We start from the raw sequence: 22,211 nt of genomic DNA on the forward strand, positions 1-22,211 counted from the left end.
ATCCACACGACGGGCGGCGACGTATTCATTGTTCATACTTTTCAAATTCAAGAGCGCAAACGTCAATGAGCCCCAGAAAAAACACCCGCCCCAACGTTCCAACTTCGCCTCCCGATACGCCCCACGGCAGTCGCGATACCACACCCGAAAGCCTGCCCAGGAGCCCTATCAGGGTCGATGGCAGCGATTCGTCGCCCGGCTCGTCGCCTGGGCGACAAACCGAAGCCGCTGACGCCCAGGCCACGGCGGTCCAGGTAGCGGAACTCACCTCCCAAGCCGCCATTGCCCATGTGCCCGCCTCGCTATCGCTGGACAATTATTACCTTTCCCCCGAGCTGATCCCCATGCTGTCGGACCCGGACCCGACCTCCGGGATCCAGACATTCAGGACCCGGACTTACGTCAAACTTGCCGAAGGTGGGACGGTGCTATTGGGGCGCGATGCCGACCAAAACTACCGGGCGCGCTCAAGCGCTGAGCTCGTTGCGTCCGGCCCCCGCCTGGAACAAGTCGAAGGCAGCCTACTGTGGCGGCAGGTTTCCCACGGCAGCGACTCCACGCTCACCATTACCCGCTACAACGTGCCGGACGATGATCCTCTGGAAGGGCCCGCGCCCAAGCGCCAGCGCACGGCGCCACCCTCCAGCGAAGTCGCAGTGGAAACCACCCCGGTTTTTCGCAAGGAATGGGGGGTCGAGCCAAAGCTCACCCTGCCGGCCTTCATCACCATCGGCGACGTTCACTATAAGCGGGTGACACGTGTCGACGCACGGGACTACCCCATTGCCTACATCCAGCAACCTGGCCATCCCGCCTATGATTTTGATCTGCTGGAAGCCATCCTCAGGCATACCCCGGACGAGCAGCCCCGAAGCGTAATCCGCGTGCCGCCGGACAACCATTGGGAGATCGATGCCAGGCTTCCCTTCGAGAAACCGCTGACGGCCTATGTCAGGGAAGTGTTTCCCGAGGTCACCACAGTCACCCTGGAAAATATCGCCAGAAGGCAGTTCGAACTCGCCAACAGCTCCTCGATCGCCGATGCTGCGGGCCTGACCGCACTGAGGCAGATTTTCCATAGCTGGAAAAACGCCGTTCCCTCGCCCCATCCGCAATGGACCGACCCCTTGCTGATGCTGCCCGTACTCCCGACCTCGTCAGGGATCACGAGCGCTTCGCGTTCGATAGACCTGCCCATTTCCACCTCGACGGGGAGACTGGATCGGCTGGATTTCGACCCCCTACGGTTCCCGCGAGAGTGGAATTTCTTCATGTCGACCTACTCGCCGATGGACCTCAAGCGCTTCATGGCCGGCATCCTGACGCGCAATGGCTACACGGTCATGGAGCCCAACAGTTTCAACAGCTTTCCGGCGCTGGTGTTTCGGCGCACCGGGCATGACTATGTATTTTTCATGAGCCTGCATCGCACTCGCATGCCGAAACTCTCCCTGCCCACCCACATGAATCCCAACACCACCGGCATCAACCTGGAGACCCAGGTCGGCGACGCTGCCGCACAAGCGGTCAAGGACGCCCATCAGGCCGGCAAAATCATCTGGCTAAAGGGCGGTTCACAGATCCGGCCTGGCTACGCGGACACTGTCTTTATCATTCGGGATGACAACGCCAGGCTGTAGGCTGGCGGCAAAAAAAAGCCCGCAGTGTGAGCGGGCGAAAAACCAAAGAAGCGCCATGCGCAGTCGCTTCCAGGAGAGGCAGCTGCTTGGGGGTCAACTGCCTCGATAGGTTGAATAGGCGTAGGGCGAAATCAGCAGGGGCACGTGATAATGCTCCTGCTCGGCCGAAATGCCGAAGCGCAGCACCACCACATCCAGGAACGCCGGCTCGGGCAGTTGCACGCCACGTGCGCGGTAATAATCGCCGGCATGAAATTGCAATTGATAGACGCCCGAGCGGTAGTCCTCCCCTTGCAGCAAGGGTGCATCGCAACGGCCATCGCTGTTGGTCTGCGCGCTGGCGACCAGCTGCAATTGCGAGCCCTCCACCCGGTACAACTCGACCTTGATCGCGCTGCCCGGGCAGCCATGTGCAGCATCCAAAACGTGAGTAGTCAAACGTCCCATTGCTTCTGCGCGCCTTGCTGCGAGGGCAGCCCGGCACGACGCCTCCTGAATCAGTTGAAAGACAGGCCGCACCGGTTCGGAGCACGAAACGCTGCGGCGATGAGCGAATTAAGACACTTTAAAAGAAAATTGTACACAATAAAAAATAAACATTCAGTCCATGGACTGCGCAACGGCACGCCGGCCCCGGCCTCAAGCAAACCAAATGAATACAAGATCCTCCTGACGATTCATTGACCAAGTGGGCAGGTTTCTTGCAGTGTAGACAAGCCAGGGACCGCGGTGAAAAATGCAGAAAATCAGGCTTACAAATCGCGCATAAAGTTGTATACAATCACTCCATCGTCGTGACGCCAGCCTATATTTCATCATCAGGGCGCCACCCACATGGTTCGAACAAGAAGGAAAACTGCAGTGAGCGCTGACTACCCACGCGACCTGATCGGTTACGGCAATAACCCTCCCCATCCCCAGTGGCCGGGCAACGCCCGCATCGCTTTGTCCTTCGTGCTCAACTACGAAGAAGGTGGCGAGCGTAACGTCCTGCATGGCGACAAGGAATCCGAAGCGTTCCTTTCGGAGATGGTCGCCGCGCAACCGCTGCAGGGCGAGCGCAACATGAGCATGGAATCGCTGTACGAGTATGGCAGCCGTGCCGGTGTCTGGCGGGTCCTCAAGCTGTTCAAGGCATTCGACATCCCGCTGACCATCTTCGCCGTCGCCATGGCCGCCCAGCGCCATCCGGACGTGATTCGCGCCATGGTCGCCGCCGGTCACGAAATCTGCAGCCACGGCTATCGCTGGATCGACTACCAGTACATGGATGAGGCCCAGGAGCGCGAGCACATGCTCGAAGCGATCCGCATCCTCACCGAAATCACTGGCGAGCGCCCGCTGGGCTGGTACACCGGCCGCACCGGCCCGAACACCCGCCGGCTGGTGATGGAAGAAGGCGGTTTCCTCTACGACAGCGACACCTACGACGACGACCTGCCCTACTGGGAACCGAATACCCCGAACGGCAAGCCGCACCTGGTGATTCCCTACACCCTCGACACCAATGACATGCGCTTCACCCAGGTGCAGGGTTTCAACAAGGGTGACGATTTTTTCCAATACCTGAAGGACGCTTTCGACGTGCTGTATGCAGAAGGTGCCGAGGCGCCGAAGATGCTCTCCATCGGGCTGCATTGCCGGCTGATCGGCCGCCCTGCGCGCCTGGCATCCCTCAAGCGCTTCCTCGAATACGTCAAAGGCCATGAACACGTCTGGTTCAGCCGGCGTGTCGACATCGCCCGCCACTGGCAGCAGGCCCACCCGTACCAAGGGGCTTCGAATCCAGGAGCCTCGAAATGACCGCCTTCCAGACCCTCAAGCCTTCCACCTTGAGCCGTGACGCCTTCGTCCGGGCTTTCGCCGATATCTACGAACATTCGCCATGGGTCGCCGAAAAGGCGTTTGAACTGGGCCAGGATCCCTCGATCGACGAGATCGAGACCCTGCACCAGCGCATGAGCGACATCCTGTTGAGCGCCGATCACGCCAGCCAACTGGCGCTGATCAACGCCCACCCGGACCTGGCCGGCAAAGCCGCCGTCCAGGGCCAACTGACCGAAGCCAGCACGAACGAACAGGCCGGCGCCGGTATTCACCAATGCACGGCCGAAGAGTTTCAACGCTTCACCGAGCTGAACGACGCCTACAAGGCCAAGTTCAAGTTTCCCTTCATCATGGCGGTAAAAGGCAGCAACCGGCACCAGATCCTCGCGGCATTCGAAACGCGCATCCATCACTCGGCAGACGCCGAATTCAAATGCGCGCTGGCAGAGATCAACAAGATCGCGTTGTTCCGATTACTGACCCTTTAGCGAGCAGCCTCCTGCAAGCATCCCCAGCCAACTTATTTAAAGGCAGACAAGAAGAATGAAAGCTTACGCCGTACCTTTCGAGAAGTTCGTCAACCTGGCCGACGCCCGCCTGGGCACCAAGATCATCTCGGTCACCGACGACTGGTTCGCCGACGCCAACCGCCTGTTCCAGCCGACCCCGGCCGTGTGGAAGGAGGGCGTGTTCGATGATAACGGCAAGTGGATGGACGGCTGGGAATCGCGGCGCAAGCGCTTCGAAGGCTACGACAGCGCGGTGATCCGCCTGGGTGTGGCGGGGTCGATCAAGGGCGTGGACATCGACACCTCATTCTTCACCGGCAACTACCCACCATCAGCCTCCCTCGAAGCCTGCTTCCTGACCGAAGGCGAGCCGGACGAAAACACCCAGTGGACTGAAGTGCTGTCGGCCGTGGAGCTGCAAGGCAACAGCCACCACTACCACGAGATCAGCAATGACCAGGCCTTCAGCCACCTGCGTTTCAACATCTACCCTGATGGCGGCGTGGCCCGCTTGCGGGTCTACGGCATTCCGTACCGCGACTGGTCGGCCGTGGGCGACAACGAACAGATCGACCTGGCCGCCGCCCTCAATGGTGGTCGCGCCCTGGCCTGCTCCGACGAGCACTTCGGCCGCATGAGCAATATCCTCAACCCGGGTCGTGGCGTGAACATGGGCGATGGCTGGGAAACCGCCCGTCGTCGCACCCCGGGCAATGACTGGGTGATCGTCGCCCTGGGCCATGCCGGCGAGGTCGAGAAAGTCATCGTCGACACCCTGCACTTCAAGGGCAACTACCCCGACAGTTGCTCGATCCAGGGCGCGTTCGTCAAGGGCGGCACCGACAGCCAGATCGAAACCCAGTCGCTGTTCTGGCGCGAACTGCTGCCGAGCCAGAAGCTGGAGATGCACGCCGAGCACACCTTCGCCGAGCAGATCAAGGCCCTGGGACCGATCACCCACATCCGCCTCAATGTGTTCCCGGATGGTGGCGTGAGTCGCCTGCGGGTGCTGGGCAAGGTAGCGAAGTAAACACCGCACCTGTGGCGAGGGAGCTTGCTCCCGCTGGACTGCGCAGCAGTCCCATTTTGAGGGCCGCTTCGCGCCCCAGCGGGAGCAAGCTCCCTCGCCACAGAAGCTGAACAAACGACACAGAATTTTTTGGATAAGAAGACCAGCATGCGCACACTCAAGATCGAACCGTTGACCAAAGAAGCCTTCGCCCCGTTCGGTGACGTGATCGAAACCGACGGCAGCGATCACTTCATGATCAACAACGGTTCGACCATGCGCTTCCATCGCCTGGCGACGGTGCAAACCGCTACGCCGGACGATCAGGCGATCATCAGCATCTTCCGCGCCGACGCGCTGGACATGCCGCTGACCGTACGCATGCTGGAGCGCCATCCGCTGGGCAGCCAGGCCTTCATTCCGCTGCTCGGCAACCCCTTTCTGATCGTGGTCGCGCCACTTGGCGATGCACCTGTATCAGGCTTGGTCCGCGCCTTCGTCACCAACGGCAGGCAGGGCATTAATTACCATCGCGGCGTCTGGCACCACCCGGTGCTGACGATCGAAAAGCGGGATGACTTCCTGGTGGTTGATCGCAGTGGCACAGGCAATAACTGCGATGAGCATTTTTTCCAAGAGGATGAGTGTTTGATCCTCGCCCCCCACCAATAAGAGAAGGTCCGATCACGCGCAGACAAGCGTGACGGGCGAGAGGTAAAGACTGTGGAAGCACATATGCTGGAATGGCTGAACCTGAGCGTGCGCTGGGTTCACATGATCACTGGCGTGGCCTGGATCGGCGCGTCGTTCTACTTCGTCTGGCTGGAAAACAACCTCAATCGCGTCAACCCCAGGAGCGGCCTGGCCGGTGACCTGTGGGCCATCCACGGTGGCGGCATCTACCACCTGGAAAAATACAAACTTGCACCACCGTCCATGCCGGACAACCTGCACTGGTTCAAATGGGAAGCCTACTTCACCTGGATGTCGGGCATCGCCCTGCTGTGCGTGGTGTTCTATTGGAACCCGACCGTCTACCTGCTGGCCCCCGGCAGCGGCCTGAGCGGCCCCGAAGGCGTCGCCTTGGGCATCGGCTCGTTGTTCGTCGGCTGGTTCGTCTATTCCTTTCTCTGCGACTCGGCCCTGGGCAAACGCCCTGCCTTGCTCGGCCTGATCCTGTTCGTGCTGCTGATCGCCGCGGCCTACGGGTTCAGCAAGGTGTTCAGCGGTCGCGGTGCCTACCTGCATGTCGGGGCGGTCATCGGCACGATCATGGTGGGCAATGTGTTCCGCATCATCATGCCGGCACAACGTGCCCTGGTCGCGGCCATCGCCGAGAACCGCACTCCCGACCCGGCATTGCCGGCCAAGGGCTTGTTGCGTTCGCGCCACAACAACTACTTCACCCTGCCGGTGCTGTTCATCATGATCAGCAACCACTTCCCGAGCACCTACGGCAGCCAGTACAACTGGTTGATCCTGGCCGGTATCGCCGTGGCGGCGGTGTTGGTGCGGCATTACTTCAACACGCGCCATGACAGCAACCGGTTTGCCTGGACGCTGCCGGTCGGCGCCCTGGCGATGATCTGCCTGGCTTATGTCACCGGCCCCAAACCCATGCCCAGCGCACCGGACGTGGCCAAGGCACCCGGCGTGATCGAGTACCAACCGTTGCCGGAAACGGCAGTGGGCGGCGGCGCGAAACCGGCGACCGCCCCCGCCGCACCGGCCTCGGCCCCCACCCAGGCCGCCAACGCCCAGGGCCCCTCGTTCGAGAAGGTCCACAGCGTGATCCAGGAACGCTGCTCGGTCTGCCACTCGGCCAAGCCCACCAGCCCGCTGTTCAGTGCCGCGCCGGGCGGGGTGATGTTCGATACGCCGCAGCAGATCCAGCAACAGGCCGCGCGCATCCAGGCCCAAGCCGTGACCAGCCAGATCATGCCATTGGGCAACATCACGCAGATGACCCAGCAGGAACGCGACCTGATCGGCGCGTGGATCAACCAGGGCGCGCGCACCAACTGAGCCAAGCGCTCCAAACCGTTAATCGTCATACCGCTGACAGGTCGACCGGCACACCACCGGTCCCCCGTCAGCGACTGCCTGCGCCTCAACAATAAAAACAAGAGGAAAGCACCCGATGACCAAGCCCCGCCATCACGCCCCAAATTCGCCGCCCATGCGCTGTTGCAGGGCACTTGAGCCCTTCAAGGCAAGCCCGTATCCTGCGCGGCCGTTTGAAGCAGGCCTACAACAAAATCCCTTCCGATCCTGACCGGACCGCCAACTTGTTGCGGCGTTGGCGGACATGACGCGCCCCTGAAAACAGCTTTTCCGACTGATCAAAAAACCGCAGGCCACGCCATTTCCGGTTTTTTCCGGACTTGGCTCAGCGCTTGCTATCAGCATTCGCCACGCTCAAAAAGCTGACCGAACGGATGTTTTTTAATCCATGGAAAAAGGCGCCACACCAGAGCGCTGACCTTAAAAAATGGCGGTACCACTTACCTTTGGGAGCAAACCGAATGAAACATACGTGCACCAGCCTGATACTCGCAGGATCCTTGCTGGTCGCAGGCCAAGCGATGGCCGACGACCTGTTCCAATGGCAGAACAACAGCCTGACCTACCTGTATGGCAAGGATTTCCAGGTCAACCCGCGTATCCAGCAGACCGTGACCTTCGAACACGCTGATGCCTGGAAATACGGGGACAACTTCTTCTTCCTCGACCGGATCTTCTACAACGGCCAGGACGACAGCCAGTCCGGCCCGAATACCTACTACGGCGAGTTCAGCCCGCGCCTGTCGTTCGGCAAGATCTTCGACCAGAAGCTGGAACTGGGGCCGATCAAGGATGTGCTGCTGGCCATGACCTATGAATTCGGTGAAGGCGACAACGAGTCCTACCTGATCGGCCCGGGCTTCGACCTGGCGATTCCCGGCTTCGACTACTTCCAACTGAACTTCTACAACCGCCAGACCGAAGGCCCGCGCGCCGGCGACAATGTCTGGCAGATCACCCCGGCCTGGGCCTACACCGTACCGGTGGGTTCTTCCGACATCCTGATCGACGGTTTCATCGACTGGGTGGTGGACAACGACAGCAACTCGAAGGGCACCTACCACGCCAACCTGCACATCAACCCGCAGATCAAATATGACCTGGGCAAGGCCTTGAAGCTTGGCGCCAAGCAGCTGTATGTGGGCGTGGAGTATGACTACTGGAAGAACAAATACGGGATCGAAGACAGCGAAGGGTTCAAGACCAACCAGAGCAACACCAGCTTCTTGCTGAAGTATCACTTCTAATCACGTCACCCTTGTGGGAGCGAGCAAGCTCGCTCCCACATTGGTTTCGTGAAAGCCAGGATTCAGCGCCCACCGCAAATCCCTTGTGGGAGCGTGCTTGCTCGCGATAGCGGTGGACCTGCTTGCATCAGTCAGGACAACCCCAGGAACCGACTCAACGCCTCGCGCTGCGCCAACGCATCCTGGCGTCCCAACTCGATCAGCTCGCTGCAGTACCCCGCCTCGAACAACAGATAACTCAACACCCCCGCGCCACTGGTCTTGGTCGCTCCCGGCCCCCGCAGGAAAACCCGCAACGCACGGGGCAGTTCCTGACGATGGCGAGCGGCGATTTCATCGATGGGCTGGCTCGGCGAAATCACCAATACCTCCACCGGTGCGGCGCCGAGGGCATGGGCCGGCACATCATCGGGCAGCAGGTGGCTGAAACCGTTCAGGCGTTGAAGCAATTCGATGTCGCTTTCCAGGCTGTCAATGAAGGTGCTGTTGAGCATATGGCCACCGATCTGCGCCAGGGTCGGTTGCAGGCCGGTGTAGCTGCGCTCGGAAGGATCCTGGCCACCGACGCCACGGGGGTTGCCGCTGACGCCGATCACCAGCACGCGATTGGCCCCCAGGTGTAAGGCCGGGCTGATGGGCGCCGATTGCCGCACCGCGCCGTCGCCAAAGTACTGCGGACCGATCTTGACCGGCGCGAACAACAGCGGAATCGCCGAACTGGCCAGCAGGTGCTCCACCGACAACTGCGTCGGCACACCGATACGTCGGTGGCGCAGCCAGGCATCGATGGTCCCGCGTCCCTGGTAGAAAGTGACGGCCTGGCCGGATTCATAACCGAATGCCGTCACCGCCACCGCCCGCAGTTGCTGTTCGGCGATGGACTGCTCGATGCCCGAGGCGTGGAATTGGGCCTGGAGCAGTTCGCGCAGCGGCGAACTGTCGATCAGCGCCACCGGCAACTTGGCCCCCAGGCCCAACAGGCTGTGGGTAATGAAACGCGTCGCCTGGGCGATCACGCCGCGCCAGTCGCTGCGCATGACCTGATGGCTGCGTACCGCTTGCCAGAACGCCGTCAGCCGTTCGATGGCGGTCTTGAAGTCCATCGCCCCGCTCGCCAGGCTGACCGCGTTGATCGCCCCGGCCGAGGTGCCGACGATCACCGGAAACGGGTTATCCGCCCCGTCGGGTAACAATTCGGCAATCGCCGCCAATACCCCCACTTGATACGCCGCCCGAGCCCCGCCGCCGGAAAGAATCAAACCTGTAACCGGTTCAGCTGGGGTCATCGCAATGCTCCGTGCTCAAGGTGATATCAAAAAACTCAGCCGCGTTTGTCGTACAGCTTGGGCTCGCCCGGTGGACGGCTCTTGAAGCGCCGGTGGGCCCAGAGGTACTGCTCGGGACAATCGCGCACCGATTGCTCGACCCATTGATTGATGCGGATGCAATCGGCTTCCTCGGTCTCCCCCGGGAAATCCGTCAACGGAGCCTGGATCACCAGGCGATAACCGCTGCCATCGGCCAGGCGCTCCTGGGTGAAAGGCACCACCAGCGCCTTGCCCAGGCGGGCGAACTTGGTGGTGGCGGTGACCGTCGCGGCCTGGATGCCGAACAGCGGCACGAACACGCTTTGCTTGGCGCCGTAGTCCTGGTCCGGCGCATACCAGATCGCCCGGCCGGCCCGCAGCAGCTTGAGCATGCCCCGCACGTCGTCACGCTCCACCGCCAGGGAGTCGAGGTTGTGCCGCTCGCGGCCCCGGCGCTGGATGTAGTCGAACAACGGGTTCTTGTGCTCACGGTACATGCCATCGATGGTGTGCTGCTGGCCGAGCAAGGCCGCGCCGATTTCCAGCGTGGTGAAATGCAGCGCCATCAGGATCACGCCCTTGCCCTCGCGCTGAGCCTGCTTGAGATGCTCCAACCCTTCGACATGGGCCAGTTTCGCCAAACGCGAACGCGACCACCACCAACTCATGGCCATTTCGAAAAAAGCGATGCCGGTGGAGGCAAAGTTTTCCTTGAGCAGACGCTTGCGTTCGGCAGCGGACTTTTGCGGGAAACACAGTTCCAGGTTGCGACGGGCAATGCGCCGTCGGTCGCCAGCCACCCGGTACATCAGCGCCCCCAATGCACGACCGACCCGCAGCAATAACGGATAAGGCAATTGCACGATCAGCCACAACAGCCCCAGGCCGCACCACAGCAGCCAGAAACGCGGATGAAAAAATGCAGCTCGAAAACGCGGGCGATCCATTACAACTTCCATTAGGACATGGGCCGCGCATTCTACATTGTTCGACCCGGGTTGCGGCTGGCGGACGATCTCGTTATAAGTCTCGGCACTTTTAGTGACAAGCCGTTGTACGCCGACCATGAGCCAAACCGAACCGCTAGACCAAGATCCCGTGTTCCAGCTGAAGGGCAGCATGCTCGCCATTACGGTGCTGGAACTGGCCCGCAACGACCTGGAGAGCCTTGACCGGCAACTGGCGGCGAAAGTCGCCCAGGCCCCGAACTTCTTCAGCAATGCCCCCCTGGTGCTGGCCCTGGACAAGCTGCCGGCTGGCGAAGGCTCAGTGGATCTGCCAGGCCTGATGCGCATTTGCCGCCAGCACGGTCTGCGCACCCTGGCGATCCGCGCCAGCCGCATCGAAGACATCGCCGCCGCCATCGCCGTGGACATTCCCGTGCTGCCGCCGTCCGGCGCCCGGGAACGCGTGCTGGAACTGAGCCCGGCCGAAGCGAAGAAAGCCCCGGAAAAACCACCGGAGCCCACCATCAAGCCAACGCGGGTCATCACCTCGCCAGTGCGCGGCGGGCAGCAGATTTATGCCCAGGGTGGCGATCTGGTCATCGTGTCGTCGGTCAGCCCGGGGGCGGAACTTCTGGCCGATGGCAACATCCATGTATACGGCCCGATGCGCGGTCGAGCACTGGCCGGCGTCAAGGGTGATACCAAAGCCAGGATCTTCTGTCAGCAATTGAGCGCTGAGCTGGTTTCCATCGCCGGGCAGTACAAGGTCTCCGAGGATTTGCGTCGCGACCCGTTGTGGGGCGCCGGCGTTCAGATCAGCCTGTCGGGCGACGTGTTGAACATCATTCGGCTTTAACGGATACTGCCGCATTTTCCAAGCATCTCTAAAACGAGCGAAAACGGCTTAAACGACGTAGGAAAAAGGATCTGGCAGTGTTTACCGGAGGTAGACCCCGCCCGACAGCCGATTCCAGCCAAGCCTGTCCAATTGCAACGGTTTTCCAGAGATGTTTTTCAGGGGCTGACAAAGTCCCTTTTTCCTTAGGGGTGAAACACCTTGGCCAAGATTCTCGTGGTTACATCCGGCAAGGGTGGTGTGGGTAAGACCACCACCAGCGCCGCTATCGGTACCGGCCTCGCTCTGCGCGGCCACAAGACAGTCATCGTCGACTTCGACGTCGGCTTGCGCAACCTGGACCTGATCATGGGTTGCGAGCGCCGCGTGGTCTACGACTTCGTCAACGTGGTCAACGGCGAAGCGAACCTGCAACAGGCCCTGATCAAGGACAAGCGCCTTGAAAACCTCTACGTGCTGGCCGCCAGTCAGACCCGCGACAAAGACGCGCTGACCCAGGAAGGCGTGGAAAAGGTCCTGATGCAACTCAAGGAAGACTTCGAGTTCGTGGTCTGCGACTCCCCGGCCGGTATCGAGAAAGGTGCCCACCTGGCCATGTACTTCGCCGACGAAGCGATTGTCGTGACCAACCCGGAAGTGTCGTCGGTCCGTGACTCCGACCGCATGCTGGGCCTGCTGGCGAGCAAATCCCGCCGCGCCGAGAAGGGCGAAGAGCCGATCAAGGAACACCTGCTGCTGACCCGCTACAACCCACAACGGGTCAGCGACGGCGAAATGCTCGGCGTCGAAGACGTCAAGGAAATCCTCGCGGTCACCCTGCTGGGGGTCATTCCGGAATCCCAAGCGGTACTCAAGGCTTCCAACTCCGGCGTGCCGGTGATTCTCGACGACCAGAGCGATGCCGGCCAGGCATACAGCGATGCCGTCGATCGCCTGTTGGGCAAGACCGTGGAGCATCGTTTCCTCGATGTAACGAAGAAAGGTTTCTTCGAGCGCCTGTTTGGAGGTAGGTAATGAACCTTTTTGACTTCTTTCGTGCCAACAAAAAGCCCAGTACCGCCTCGGTCGCGAAAGAGCGTCTACAGATCATCGTGGCGCACGAACGCGGCCAACGCAGCACCCCTGACTACCTGCCAGCCTTGCAGAAGGAACTGGTGGAAGTGATCCGCAAATACGTCAACATCGGTAGCGATGACGTGCATGTGGCGCTGGAAAGCCAGGGCAGCTGCTCGATCCTGGAACTCAATATCACCCTGCCGGATCGCTGATCGCCCCGGCGGGAGCCACGGCGGCTCGGGTCCCCACAGCCCTTTTGTGGGAGCGGGCTTGCTCGCGAAGACGGTGGCACATTCAGTATCGATGTGCCTGAAACACCGCTTTCGCGAGCAAGCCCGCTCCCACAAGGGTCGGGGCCCAGCCGCCGTTGGCGTTTGTAACGAGACTGTTTTCAATGCCCCTGTCCAACATCCGCATCATTCATCAGGACGCCGCTGTCCTGGTGGTCGACAAGCCGACCCTGTTGCTTTCCGTGCCCGGCCGGGCCGACGACAACAAAGATTGCCTGATCACCCGCTTGCAGGAAAACGGCTATCCGGAAGCGCGAATCGTGCACCGACTGGACTGGGAAACCTCCGGCATCATCCTCTTGGCCCGTGACCCGGACACCCATCGCGAACTGTCCCGGCAATTTCATGATCGCGAAACCGAAAAAGCCTACACGGCGTTGTGCTGGGGCCAACCGGAGCTGGACAGTGGCAGCATCGACCTGCCCTTGCGCTACGACCCGCCAACCAAACCCCGGCATGTGGTGGACCATGAACAAGGCAAACACGCCCTGACCTTCTGGCGCGTACTGGAACGTTGTGGCGACTGGTGCCGGGTCGAGCTGACGCCGATCACCGGGCGCTCGCACCAATTGCGCGTACACATGCTCTCCATCGGTCACCCGCTGCTGGGCGACGGGCTCTACGCCCATCCGCAGGCCCTCGCCGCCTGGCCACGCCTGTGCCTGCACGCCAGCATGCTGAGCTTCACCCACCCGCAAAGCGGCGAGCGCTTGCGCTTCGAGTGCCCGGCACCGTTCTAGATCCGTGAAAATGGTTTCATCCAATAAAGGCTTGGCATGCAGGTTATTGATTTTCAGGAAACACCCGTCAAAAAAGTCCGCCACCAATTGCTGTATCTGATCTACGGCGACAAGGACGCTTATCGCCACGAAGCCAAGTTCAGCATCCTCACCGCCCTGGCCCACGGCAATCCGGCGACCCTGCCCAGCATCAGGATCCTGACCGACCGGCCTGAGGATTATCGCGGCTGGCCAGTCGAAACCCTCGCGCTGAGCCCGCAGTTGCTGGCCGAGTGGCAAGGCAACAACGGTTACATTCACCGACGCAAGGCCTGTGCCATCGCGGCCGGCCTGACGCTGGCGGAGAAGACTCTGTTCGTCGACACCGACACGCTGTTCCTGTCCGATCCCGACCTGCTGTTCAAGCAAATCCAGCCAGGGCAGTACCTGATGGACAGCTTCGAATACCACTGGGACTATGTCTGCAAGCGCGAGGACTACCTCAAGCTGGGCACGCGCCTGCGCGCCCACGGCATCACCCCAGACAACAGTTTCAAGCTCTACAACAGCGGGTTATGCGGTGTGACGGACAAAGACGGCGCGCTGCTGGCCCAGGCCGTCGGGCTGATCGATGAGTGGACCGAAGGTGGCTTCGACATCCACACCATCGAACAGATCGCGATTTCATTCACCCTGCGCAACCAGGCCATCAGCGAAACCAACAAGCACGTTTATCACTACTTCGCCGAGAAGCGCTTCTTCCACACCATGCAAGCGCACTTCTTTGCCCAGCACGGCGAGGCATTCAATACCCAGTTGGTGGAGCGTTGCCACGACGTTCCGCGCACCCGGCCTTTCCCGTCGGCCTGGCGGCGGCTGAAGATCAAATGGAAGTTGCGCAATCACAGCGGCCCCTTGCACAGGATCGGTCGCGACCTGCTGTATGGCAGCGCGGCACCGGAGCATCCTTACTACAACCTCTGCCGGCACCATTGGTGGGATTCGGCATCGCGGGAGATCCTTCGCCTGGACCCGAAGCGCCAGCAACAGTGGTTCGGCCAACTGGAGCACTGGCCGCGGCACCTGCCAGAACCGTCCAAGGCACAAGACAAGTCCCTGATCATGGCGCACTTGCGCAAACGGATCACGGCCTCGGGCTGATCGATGGCGGGGCCCGTGGAACAACCCTCGACGGGGGATTGGCCTGCAACGCAGGCTGTCGATGGGGTAAACTCCCGCCCATCGCTGTCTGGAGTGACTTATGCGCGCAGAGTTGAACCAAGGCCTGATCGACTTCCTCAAGGCCTCCCCTACCCCGTTCCATGCCACCGCCAGCCTGGCCAAGCGCCTGGAGGCGGCCGGCTATCAGCGTCTTGACGAACGCGAGACCTGGGCCACCGAGGCCAACGGTCGCTACTACGTCACGCGCAACGACTCCTCGATCATCGCCTTCAAGCTTGGCCGCAACTCACCGCTGCACGACGGCATTCGCCTGGTCGGCGCCCACACCGACAGCCCTTGCCTGCGGGTCAAGCCACAGCCGGAACTGCAACGCCACGGGTTCTGGCAGTTGGGCGTGGAAGTCTACGGCGGCGCGCTGCTGGCGCCGTGGTTCGACCGCGACCTGTCCCTGGCCGGGCGCGTGACCTTCCGCCGCGATGGCAAGGTCGAAAGCCAGTTGATCGATTTCAAGGCGCCGATCGCCACGATTCCGAACCTGGCCATCCACCTCAATCGCGAAGCCAACCAGGGCTGGGCCATCAACCCGCAGAACGAACTGCCGCCGATCCTCGCCCAGTTCGCCGGTGACGAGCGCGTCGACTTCCGTGCCGTGCTCACCGATCAACTGGCCCGCGAACACGGCCTGAATGCCGATGTGGTGCTCGATTACGAGTTGAGTTTCTACGACACCCAAAGCGCCGCGGTCATTGGCCTGCACGGCGACTTCATTGCCGGCGCGCGCCTGGACAACCTGCTGTCGTGCTACGCCGGCCTGCAAGCCTTGCTGAACGCCGACACCGAAGAAACATGCGTACTGGTGTGCAACGATCACGAGGAAGTTGGCTCGTGCTCGGCCTGTGGCGCCGACGGCCCGATGCTGGAACAAACCCTGCGTCGCCTGCTGCCTGAAGGTGAAGAGTTCGTTCGCACCATTCAGAAATCCCTGCTGGTGTCGGCGGACAACGCCCACGGCGTGCACCCCAACTATGCCGACAAGCACGACGCCAACCACGGCCCCAAGCTCAACGCCGGTCCAGTGATCAAGGTCAACAGCAACCAGCGCTACGCCACCAACAGCGAAACCGCCGGGTTCTTCCGTCACCTGTGCATGGCCGAAGAAGTACCGGTGCAGAGCTTCGTGGTGCGCAGCGACATGGGCTGCGGCTCGACCATCGGCCCGATCACCGCCAGCCAGCTGGGCGTGCGCACCGTGGACATCGGCCTGCCGACCTTCGCCATGCATTCGATCCGCGAACTGTGCGGCAGCCATGACCTGGCGCATCTGGTGAAAGTGCTGAGCGCGTTCTACGCCTCTCGCGAGTTGCCATAACCGCCCCGAAGGCATGATGAACCCTGTGGGAGCAAGGCTTGCCCGCGATGAAGGTGATGCGATTTTTCCAGAAATCGAGTCGCCTTCATCGCTAGCAAGCGTTGCTCCCACACAGCGTTCGCCTCGGGATTGAGGGGTGTGCTGACACACATCATCACAACCCGGCAAAACCCCGACTAGACTGGCCTTACCCCCCCTGACAAGGCCGTCTCCATGGTTTCCATGTCTTCGTTCAACAGCATGCTGGTCCCCATCATCGCCGGCATGATCCTGCTGGCCATCGGCTTCAACTTCCGTGACAAGAACGTCGGAGTCTTTGCCATGTGGATCGGCATGTTGCTGATCCTCGCCACGGTGTTATTCAGGATCCTGGCCAAACTCAACGAGTCAGCCTGAGTTCACCTCAAGCGGGCGGTTGCTCGGGCACATCCACCCCGACATGGATCGCGTCGTGTCGCCAGAACTCCAGGTCGCAGTCGATCAGCCGCTGGTGCTGGTCATAGTTGACCCGTGCGATGCGAAGCCCGGGGCTGCCCACCGAAACCCTCAACGCCGCTGCCGCCTCCGGCTGTAAAGAGGTGGGCACGATTTCGAACTTCACCCGGCCGTAGTGCAGGTCGTAATGGCGGGCGTACAACTCGGTGATGGACTGGTTGAGATCGAACTCGAGGATGTCCGGAAAATACTGTGGGTTCAGGTAGTGTTCGACGTAGAGCACCAGGCGCTCGTCGATACGACGCACGCGGCAGATCTGGATCACGCTGGACAGCGCCGGCAGTTGCAACCAGGCACACACGGCCGCCGAAGCCGGTTGCAGGCGCGCCGAGATCACTTGGGTAGAAGGCACACGCCCCTGGGCCGCAACCATGGCGTGGAAATGGCTGCGCTGCATCAGGTTGTAGGCCAGGCGCGGCGGCGAGACGAACCAGCCGCGGCGCTCCTCCCGATAGATCTGCCCCTGGGCTTCGAGCTGCAACAACGCCTCGCGCACGGTGATCCGCGTGGTCCCGAACAATTCACTGAGCTTGCGCTCGGCCGGCAACTTGCTGCCGGGCGCCAGCAACCCGTGGTCGAGTTGCTCTTGCAGGACCTGTCCGATGGCTGTCACCGCTTTGGTTGCATCGATGCGCATCAACGTTACCTATCTGGACTAGGCCAGCACTGTTTCGGGGCAGGATCGACGGTTCATCGATCCACTTCTGGGTCCAGCAAGCCTAGGCACTGCACATGACTGGCAGATGACAGAGCCGCCGAACGGTCGTTGTGCCAGCGTGCAAATTAACGGCCAAGTCCTTTCATATCAGCTGTTTAACCATGGTCTACGCTTAATTCGCAGCCAACCTCCACGAGCCGGGTATTTCCTGGAGCCTCCAACACCGACATCAAAATGTCACAGGGCTCGCCTACATTGGCTCAGGTATTGCTGACCTAGACCAACACAACCGCAATCGCAGCGTTGAAAACGCCCATAGGAGCTTCGGATGAAACAGCTTTTCCTGGCATCACTGTTAGGCTCGACCATTGCCATGTGCACCGCCGCCATGGCCGCTGACACCGATCTGAAAACGTTGGAAGCCGCTGCGAAAGCGGAAGGCGCCGTCAACAGTGTCGGCATGCCCGATGACTGGGCAAACTGGAAAGGCACCTGGGACGACCTGGCCAAGGTCTACGGCTTGAAACACATCGACACCGACATGAGCTCGGCCCAGGAAATCGCCAAGTTCGCCGCCGAAAAAGACAACGCCAGTGCCGACATCGGCGACGTCGGGGCGGCGTTCGGCCCGATCGCGGTCAAGCAGGGCGTGGTCCAGCCCTACAAGCCAAGCACCTGGGAACAAGTGCCCGCCTGGGCCAAGGACAAAGACGGCAACTGGGCATTGGCCTACACCGGCACCATCGCCTTCATCGTCAACAAGAAGCTGCTGCACGGTTCCGAAGTGCCGACCAAATGGGCTGACCTGAAGACCGGCAAATACAAAGTCTCCATCGGTGACGTGAGCACCGCGGCCCAGGCCGCCAACGGCGTGCTGGCGGCGGCCCTGGCCAACGGCGGCGACGAGAAGAACCTCCAGCCGGCCCTGTTGATGTTTGCCGAGATCGCCAAGCAAGGGCGCCTGTCCATGGCCAACCCAACCATCGCCACGATGGAAAAAGGTGAAGTCGAAGTCGGTGTGGTCTGGGACTTCAACGGCCTGAGCTACAAGGCCAAGATGGCCAACCCGGATGATTACGTCGTGCTGATTCCGTCCGACGGCTCGGTCATCTCCGGCTACACCACCATCATCAACAAATACGCCAAGCACCCGAACGCCGCCAAGCTGGCCCGCGAGTACATCTTCAGCGACGCCGGCCAGATCAACCTGGCCAAGGGCAACGCCCGTCCGATCCGCGCCGAGCATCTGAAACTGCCGGAAGAGGTCCAGGCCAAGCTGCTGCCGAACGAGCAGTACAAAGGCGTGACCCCGATCAAGGATGCGGATGCGTGGGAGAAGACTTCCAAGGCACTGCCGCAGATGTGGAATGAACAAGTCATCGTCGAGATGAAGTGAGGCGGTAGTCAGACCCGCTCGGATATCCACTGGCAATCCAATTGTGGGAGCAGGCCCTTGTGGGAGCAACGTTTGCTCGCGATAAACGATGACACGGTCTCACAGTTGCACCGTGTCGCCAGCATCGCGAGCAAGCTTTGCTCCCACAGGCCTGCTCCCACACTGGACCGAGATGAGTCCGAGTTTTCTGGTGTCCATCCGGAGTCCTGGTATCCATGAAGCACAACGTCATCCTGGTGGTGCTCGACGGTCTCAACCATGAGGTCGCCCGGCATGCCATGGGGCATTTGCAGGCTTACGTCGGCGCAGGACGCGCGGCCCTCTACAAACTGGAATGTGAGTTGCCCGCCCTGTCCCGCCCACTCTACGAATGCATCCTCACCGGCGTCGTGCCCATCGACAGCGGGATCGTGCACAACAACGTCACGCGCCTGTCGAACCAGCGCAGCATTTTCCACTACGCCACCCAGGCCGGCCTGAGCACAGCGGCTGCGGCGTACCACTGGGTCAGCGAGCTCTACAACGCTTCACCCTTCGTGGCCGGTCGCGACCGTCACACCGACAATCCCGACCTGCCGATTCAATACGGGCATTTCTACTGGAATGACCACTACCCCGATTCCCATCTGTTCGCCGACGCCGAACACCTGCGCCAGCGCTACTTGCCGAACTTCCTGCTGGTGCACCCGATGAACATCGACGACGCCGGCCACAAGCACGGCCTCGATACCCCGCAATACCGCAACAGTGCCCGCTCGGCCGACATCAACCTGGCGGTCTACCTGCAAGCCTGGCTCGACGCCGGTTACCAGGTGCTGGTGACCTCCGACCACGGCATGAACAACGACCGCTCCCACAACGGCCTGCTGGCCGAAGAACGGGAAGTGCCGCTGTTCGTCCTGGGTGACAGCTTCAGTTTCGATCCCGCTGCCGCACCGAGGCAGACCGAGCTGTGCGGCACCATTTGCCAATTGCTCGGCATCGACCACGACAAACCCTATTGCCAGGAGTTACTCAAGTGAACGCCATGACGCGCGGCAAATGGCTGGCAGCGTTGTGCCTGGTGCCCTTCGCGATTTTCTTCATCGTGTTCCAGATCGCCCCGCTGCTCTGGGTGCTGGTCAACAGCCTGGAATCGGAAGAATTCGGCTGGGGCCTGGCCAACTTCAGCAAGATCTTCAGTTCCAAGTTCTACCTGCAAGCCATCCAGCACAGCCTGGAGATCAGCTTCTGGTCCAGTGTGTTCGGCATCGTCATCGCCGTGCTCGGCAGCTACTCACTGCGCCGTGTGGATTCACGGCTGCGCAACTTCGTCAATGCCTTCGCCAACATGACCAGCAACTTCGCCGGCGTGCCCCTGGCCTTCGCCTTCATCATTTTGCTGGGGTTCAACGGCAGCATCACGATCATGCTCAAGCAAGCGGGGATCATCGAGGATTTCAACCTGTATTCGAAAACCGGGCTGATCATTCTCTACACCTACTTCCAGATTCCCCTCGGCGTGCTGCTGCTCTACCCGGCCTTCGACGCCCTGCGCGAAGACTGGCGCGAATCCGCCGAGTTGCTCGGTGCCAGCGGCTGGCAGTTCTGGCGGCACATCGGCTTGCCGGTGCTGACCCCGGCACTGCTGGGCACCTTCGTGATCCTGCTGGCCAACGCCCTCGGCGCCTACGCCACGGTCTACGCGTTGACCACCGGTAACTTCAACGTGCTGCCGATCCGAATCGCCGCCATGGTCTCCGGCGACATTTCCCTCGATCCGAACCTGGCCAGCGCCCTGGCCGTGGTGCTGGTGGCGTTGATGACCATCGTGACCATCGTCCATCAGTTGCTGCTCAAGAGGAGCTACCATGTCTCGCGCTGAACCGGGCTCCGTCGGGCTCTATCATCGGGCGGTGGTGTACCTGCTGTTCGCCATCCTGCTGCTGCCCCTGGCCGGCACGCTGGTCTACTCCATCGCCAGCAGTTGGTCGGCCACCGTGCTACCCAGCGGCTTCACCTTCAAATGGTATGTGCAGTTGTGGAGCGATCCGCGCTTTCTCCACGCCTTCGGTCAATCGTTGCTGGTCTGTGTCGGTGCGCTGGTGCTCTCGGTGGTGTTGATCCTGCCGTTGCTGTTCGTGGTGCACTACCACTTCCCCAAACTCGACGCACTGATGAACATCCTCATCCTGCTGCCGTTCGCGGTGCCGCCCGTGGTGTCGTCGGTGGGGCTGTTGCAACTCTATGGCTCCGGACCGCTGGCGATGGTCGGTACGCCGTGGATCCTGATCGGTTGCTACTTCACCGTCGCCCTGCCGTTCATGTACCGGGCGATCACCAACAACCTGCAAGCCATCAACCTGCGCGACCTGATGGACGCCGCCCAACTGCTTGGCGCCAGCACCTTCCAGGCCGCGTTCCTGGTGGTGCTGCCGAACCTGCGCAAGGGCCTGATGGTGGCGCTGCTGCTGTCCTTCTCGTTCCTGTTCGGCGAATTCGTGTTTGCCAACATCCTCGTCGGCACCCGCTATGAAACCCTGCAGGTCTACCTGAACAACATGCGCAACAGCAGCGGCCACTTCACCAGTGCGCTGGTGATCTCCTATTTCTTCTTCGTACTGGTCCTGACCTGGGCGGCCAATATCTTGAACAAGGACAAAAGCCAATGAGCTACGTCAGCGTCCAACACCTGCAAAAAAGCTATGCCGGCACCCCGGTGTTCAGCGACATCAACTGCGAGATCGCCAAGGGCGAATTCGTCACCCTGCTCGGCCCTTCCGGTTGTGGCAAGTCCACGCTGTTGCGCTGCATTGCCGGCCTGACCGCGGTGGATGCCGGCCAGATCATCCTCGACGGACAGGACATCGTCCCGCTGAGCCCTCAGAAACGCGGCATCGGCATGGTCTTCCAGAGCTACGCCTTGTTCCCGAACATGACCGTGGAGCAAAACGTCGCCTTCGGCCTGCGCATGCAAAAGGTCGACGCCTCGGACAGTCGCCAGCGCGTGCTGGAGATCCTGCGCCTGGTGGAGCTGCACGATTTTGCCGCCCGCTATCCCCATCAACTCTCCGGCGGCCAATGCCAGCGTGTCGCCCTCGCCCGCTCCCTGGTCACGCGGCCGCGCCTGTTGTTGCTGGACGAGCCGCTGTCAGCCCTGGATGCGCGGATTCGCAAGCACTTGCGTGAACAGATCCGACAGATCCAGCGTGAATTGGGCCTGACCACGATTTTCGTCACACATGACCAGGAAGAAGCCCTGACCATGTCTGACCGGATTTTCCTGATGAACCAGGGAAAGATCGTACAAAGCGGCGATGCCGAAACCCTTTACACTGCGCCAGTCGATGTCTTTGCCGCCGGCTTCATCGGCAACTACAACCTGCTGGACGCCGACAGCGCGAGCAAACTGCTGCAGCGGCCGGTGAACGGTCGCATCGCCATCCGCCCCGAGGCCATCGAACTGAGCCGCAGCGGCCAGGCCGATGCGCTGATCCGCAGCCACAGCCTGCTGGGCAACGTCATCCGCTACCGGGTCGAGGCCCGTGGCGTGGAATTGGTGGTGGATGTGCTCAACCGCTCGGCCGCCGACCTGCACCCCGATGGCGCACGGTTGGCACTTTCCATCGATCCATCGGCGCTGTGTGAGGTAGCCTGATGG

23 protein-coding genes are annotated in these 22,211 nt (G+C 61.2%); 19 read left to right on the top strand and 4 right to left on the bottom strand.

The genetic code is table 11. The features are described from left to right. Window positions 1–65 precede the first annotated feature (65 nt). Window positions 66–1,640 (top strand): hypothetical protein, encoded by a 1,575-nt coding sequence (locus tag ACZ5M5_RS22640; RefSeq protein ID WP_152032434.1) that lies wholly within the window; start codon window positions 66–68, stop codon window positions 1,638–1,640. 93 nt (window positions 1,641–1,733) lie between these two features. On the opposite strand, the gene uraH is transcribed toward ACZ5M5_RS22640, so the two are convergent. Continuing rightward, complete coding sequence (uraH, locus tag ACZ5M5_RS22645; RefSeq protein WP_060741123.1) at window positions 1,734–2,087, bottom strand: hydroxyisourate hydrolase; 354 nt, start codon at window positions 2,085–2,087, stop codon at window positions 1,734–1,736. 414 nt (window positions 2,088–2,501) lie between these two features. On the opposite strand from uraH, the gene puuE reads away from it, so the two are divergent. The 6 genes from puuE to ACZ5M5_RS22675 all read left to right on the top strand — a co-directional run bounded on the left by puuE (window position 2,502) and on the right by ACZ5M5_RS22675 (window position 8,296). Further along, entirely contained in the window at window positions 2,502–3,443 is a 942-nt protein-coding gene (gene puuE / locus ACZ5M5_RS22650; protein ID WP_060741122.1) for an allantoinase PuuE, read from the top strand. Next, entirely contained in the window at window positions 3,440–3,955 is a 516-nt protein-coding gene (uraD, locus tag ACZ5M5_RS22655) for a 2-oxo-4-hydroxy-4-carboxy-5-ureidoimidazoline decarboxylase (protein ID WP_060741121.1), read from the top strand. Before puuE ends, uraD begins: the two co-directional genes overlap by 4 nt. Window positions 3,956–4,010: 55 nt before the next feature. Further along, window positions 4,011–5,006: an allantoicase gene (gene alc, locus ACZ5M5_RS22660; protein WP_092171116.1), complete on the top strand. Its 996-nt coding sequence runs from the start codon at window positions 4,011–4,013 to the stop codon at window positions 5,004–5,006. Window positions 5,007–5,153: 147 nt separating this feature from the next. Beyond that, window positions 5,154–5,657 carry an ureidoglycolate lyase gene (locus ACZ5M5_RS22665; protein WP_060741120.1) on the top strand — a complete coding sequence of 168 codons (504 nt, stop codon included), beginning with the start codon at window positions 5,154–5,156 and terminating at the stop codon, window positions 5,655–5,657. Window positions 5,658–5,708: 51 nt separating this feature from the next. After that, window positions 5,709–7,010 carry a urate hydroxylase PuuD gene (locus ACZ5M5_RS22670; RefSeq protein ID WP_060741119.1) on the top strand — a complete coding sequence of 434 codons (1,302 nt, stop codon included), beginning with the start codon at window positions 5,709–5,711 and terminating at the stop codon, window positions 7,008–7,010. Between the two features lie 500 nt (window positions 7,011–7,510). Then, the gene (locus ACZ5M5_RS22675) at window positions 7,511–8,296 is read left to right on the top strand and encodes an outer membrane protein OmpK (protein ID WP_060741118.1); all 786 of its coding nucleotides are present in this window, start codon (window positions 7,511–7,513) and stop codon (window positions 8,294–8,296) included. Window positions 8,297–8,427: 131 nt separating this feature from the next. Here the strand turns inward: ACZ5M5_RS22675 and ACZ5M5_RS22680 are convergent, their stop codons facing one another. Both ACZ5M5_RS22680 and ACZ5M5_RS22685 read right to left on the bottom strand, forming a co-directional pair. Beyond that, window positions 8,428–9,582 carry a patatin-like phospholipase family protein gene (locus tag ACZ5M5_RS22680; RefSeq protein ID WP_464738014.1) on the bottom strand — a complete coding sequence of 385 codons (1,155 nt, stop codon included), beginning with the start codon at window positions 9,580–9,582 and terminating at the stop codon, window positions 8,428–8,430. 35 nt (window positions 9,583–9,617) lie between these two features. Continuing rightward, window positions 9,618–10,550 carry a lipid A biosynthesis lauroyl acyltransferase gene (locus ACZ5M5_RS22685; protein ID WP_060741116.1) on the bottom strand — a complete coding sequence of 311 codons (933 nt, stop codon included), beginning with the start codon at window positions 10,548–10,550 and terminating at the stop codon, window positions 9,618–9,620. Between the two features lie 118 nt (window positions 10,551–10,668). Between ACZ5M5_RS22685 and minC the strand changes: the two genes are divergently transcribed. From minC to ACZ5M5_RS22720, 7 genes are all read left to right on the top strand, one after another. After that, complete coding sequence (gene minC / locus ACZ5M5_RS22690; protein WP_092328440.1) at window positions 10,669–11,406, top strand: septum site-determining protein MinC; 738 nt, start codon at window positions 10,669–10,671, stop codon at window positions 11,404–11,406. Window positions 11,407–11,607: 201 nt separating this feature from the next. Next, window positions 11,608–12,420 carry a septum site-determining protein MinD gene (minD, locus tag ACZ5M5_RS22695; protein WP_003179114.1) on the top strand — a complete coding sequence of 271 codons (813 nt, stop codon included), beginning with the start codon at window positions 11,608–11,610 and terminating at the stop codon, window positions 12,418–12,420. After that, complete coding sequence (minE, locus tag ACZ5M5_RS22700; protein ID WP_003179111.1) at window positions 12,420–12,674, top strand: cell division topological specificity factor MinE; 255 nt, start codon at window positions 12,420–12,422, stop codon at window positions 12,672–12,674. The genes minD and minE overlap by 1 nt, the downstream gene beginning before the upstream one ends. A gap of 182 nt (window positions 12,675–12,856) precedes the next feature. Next, window positions 12,857–13,492 (top strand): RluA family pseudouridine synthase, encoded by a 636-nt coding sequence (locus tag ACZ5M5_RS22705; protein WP_018612476.1) that lies wholly within the window; start codon window positions 12,857–12,859, stop codon window positions 13,490–13,492. A 36-nt stretch (window positions 13,493–13,528) separates the two neighbouring features. Beyond that, window positions 13,529–14,632 (top strand): hypothetical protein, encoded by a 1,104-nt coding sequence (locus tag ACZ5M5_RS22710; RefSeq protein WP_464738015.1) that lies wholly within the window; start codon window positions 13,529–13,531, stop codon window positions 14,630–14,632. A gap of 100 nt (window positions 14,633–14,732) precedes the next feature. After that, on the top strand, window positions 14,733–16,022 hold the full coding sequence (locus tag ACZ5M5_RS22715) for a M18 family aminopeptidase (RefSeq protein WP_014339686.1): 1,290 nt from the start codon (window positions 14,733–14,735) through the stop codon (window positions 16,020–16,022). A gap of 213 nt (window positions 16,023–16,235) precedes the next feature. Further along, a complete protein-coding gene (locus ACZ5M5_RS22720) occupies window positions 16,236–16,418 on the top strand; it encodes a hypothetical protein (RefSeq protein ID WP_060741113.1) in 183 nt (60 codons plus the stop codon). Between the two features lie 7 nt (window positions 16,419–16,425). Here ACZ5M5_RS22720 and ACZ5M5_RS22725 read toward each other — a convergent pair whose 3' ends face one another. Then, window positions 16,426–17,154 carry a UTRA domain-containing protein gene (locus ACZ5M5_RS22725; RefSeq protein WP_060741112.1) on the bottom strand — a complete coding sequence of 243 codons (729 nt, stop codon included), beginning with the start codon at window positions 17,152–17,154 and terminating at the stop codon, window positions 16,426–16,428. A gap of 349 nt (window positions 17,155–17,503) precedes the next feature. Here ACZ5M5_RS22725 and ACZ5M5_RS22730 point away from each other — a divergent pair, with 349 nt between their 5' ends. The 5 genes from ACZ5M5_RS22730 to ACZ5M5_RS22750 all read left to right on the top strand — a co-directional run bounded on the left by ACZ5M5_RS22730 (window position 17,504) and on the right by ACZ5M5_RS22750 (window position 22,208). Beyond that, window positions 17,504–18,571: an ABC transporter substrate-binding protein gene (locus tag ACZ5M5_RS22730; protein ID WP_464738016.1), complete on the top strand. Its 1,068-nt coding sequence runs from the start codon at window positions 17,504–17,506 to the stop codon at window positions 18,569–18,571. Between the two features lie 215 nt (window positions 18,572–18,786). Then, entirely contained in the window at window positions 18,787–19,593 is an 807-nt protein-coding gene (locus tag ACZ5M5_RS22735) for an alkaline phosphatase family protein (RefSeq protein ID WP_464738017.1), read from the top strand. Window positions 19,594–19,598: 5 nt separating this feature from the next. Further along, entirely contained in the window at window positions 19,599–20,435 is an 837-nt protein-coding gene (locus ACZ5M5_RS22740; protein ID WP_162491260.1) for an ABC transporter permease, read from the top strand. Continuing rightward, window positions 20,422–21,222: an ABC transporter permease gene (locus ACZ5M5_RS22745; RefSeq protein ID WP_060741108.1), complete on the top strand. Its 801-nt coding sequence runs from the start codon at window positions 20,422–20,424 to the stop codon at window positions 21,220–21,222. The genes ACZ5M5_RS22740 and ACZ5M5_RS22745 overlap by 14 nt, the downstream gene beginning before the upstream one ends. Continuing rightward, on the top strand, window positions 21,219–22,208 hold the full coding sequence (locus ACZ5M5_RS22750) for an ABC transporter ATP-binding protein (protein WP_060741107.1): 990 nt from the start codon (window positions 21,219–21,221) through the stop codon (window positions 22,206–22,208). Before ACZ5M5_RS22745 ends, ACZ5M5_RS22750 begins: the two co-directional genes overlap by 4 nt. Window positions 22,209–22,211: the final 3 nt, after the last annotated feature.

The organism is Pseudomonas sp. Van50 (assembly GCF_055390755.1).